At 63.9% G+C, this 1,747-nt stretch carries 1 protein-coding gene; it reads left to right on the forward strand.

All coding sequences use genetic code 11. The features are described 5' to 3' along the window. On the forward strand, positions 1-1,747 hold a 1,747-nt coding region (locus H8A95_RS42900; protein WP_229188434.1), incomplete at both ends, for a beta strand repeat-containing protein.

Consider the following 1,747-nt stretch of genomic DNA (forward strand, 5'->3'; position numbering starts at 1 on the left):
TGTCGGCGGCACGGTTCTGAGCAATGTCGCGGTCCTTGCCGGCGGCGTCGAGAACGTGCTCTCCGGAGGCGTGGTCACCGGCGTGACCAGCTCCGGGACAGGCATTTCGGGCGGCACGGTGAACGTGTCGTCGGGAGGCGCGATCGACCACACGACCGTCAGCAATGGCGGCAAGTTGAATATCCTGTTCGGCGCGACCGCCCACAATGTCAGCGTCTCAAGCGGCGGCACATTCAATGTAGCCGGCGCGGTCACCAGCAACGTGGCGGTGTTTGCCGGCGGTACGGAAATCGTTTCGTCCGGTGGGTCGACCGGTCCGGTGACGATTTCGGGCGGCAAGGTCGAATTGCAGGCCGGAAGCATCGCGAGCGGCGGCATTACCTTCGCCAGCTCGAGCGGAACGCTGGTGATCGACGGCACAGCCATGCCCAGCGACATCATCAGCGGCATCGTCGTTGGTGACACCATCGATCTGACCGGCGTGGCGTTCGCGTCCGGTGGCTCAGCCACCATTGTGTCCGGCAACGTCCTTCAAGTTGTCGAGGGCGGAATAACGTATGATCTGCAGCTGGGGCAGAATCCCGGAGTTGGCCTCACTGCAACGCAGGATTCTGGCACGGGCACGCTGATTACGGCCACCGTACCTATTACGCCGTCGGTTGGCGTGACGAGCTTCGCTTCGGCGAGTGCAGGCCAGACCATCGCCTTGTCGAACCTGGTTACCGTGTCCGATCCTAACAGTGCCGGCTATCAGACTCTCCAGCTATGGGATTCGAACGGCACGGCAGTCGGCGGCGAGTTCCTGATCAACGGCGTGGCGCAGACTGCAGGCCATGCGATCAATGTGCCGTCGGGCGCCAATGTGGTGTTCGATGCCGGGACTTCAGCCGGCACCGATACGCTATGGGCGGAGCTCATTCAGAACAACGGTACGGCAAGTGGCTGGACACAGTTTACGGTCTCGGTGCCGGCGCCGACGCTGAGTGTCTCGAGCGTGCCAAGTGCCACGGCGGGCGCTCAGATTGCGCTTTCGAGCCTGGTGACAGTGTCCGATCCCAGCAATGCCACGTATCAGTTGCAGCTGTGGGATACGAACGGCACGGCGGCCGGCGGCGAGTTCCTGATCAACGGCGTGGCGCAGACCGCAGGCCATGCGATCAATGTGCCGTCGGGTGCCAATGTGGTGTTCGATGCCGGGACTTCAGCCGGCACCGATACGCTGTGGGCGCAACTCGTTCAGGGCAACGGTACGGCAAGTGGCTGGCAGCAGTTCGCGGTCTCGGTGCCGGCGCCGACGCTGAATGTATCGAGCCTGCCGAGTGTCACGGCCGGTGCGCAGATTGCGCTCTCGAGCCTGGTGAACGTTTCCGATCCAAGCAACGCCTCGTATCAGCTGCAGCTGTGGGATTCGAACGGCACGGCAGCCGGTGGCGAGGTCTTGATCAACGGCGTGGCGCAGCCCGCAGGCCAGGCGATCAATGTGCCGTCGGGTGCCAATGTGGTATTCGATGCCGGGACGTCATCCGGCACCGATACGCTATGGGCGCAGCTCGTTCAGAACGGCACGGCGAGTGGCTGGAAGCAGTTTGCGGTCTCGGTGGCGGCGCCGACGCTGAATGTCTCGAGCCTGCCAAGCGCCACGGCGGGTGCGCAGATTGCGCTCTCGAGCCTGGTGAACGTCTCTGATCCCAGCAACGCGGCGTATCAGCTGCAGCTGTGGGATTCGAACGGCACGGCGGCCGGCGGC

The sequence above is a fragment of the Bradyrhizobium oropedii genome (assembly GCF_020889685.1).
Lineage (GTDB): Bacteria > Pseudomonadota > Alphaproteobacteria > Rhizobiales > Xanthobacteraceae > Bradyrhizobium > Bradyrhizobium oropedii.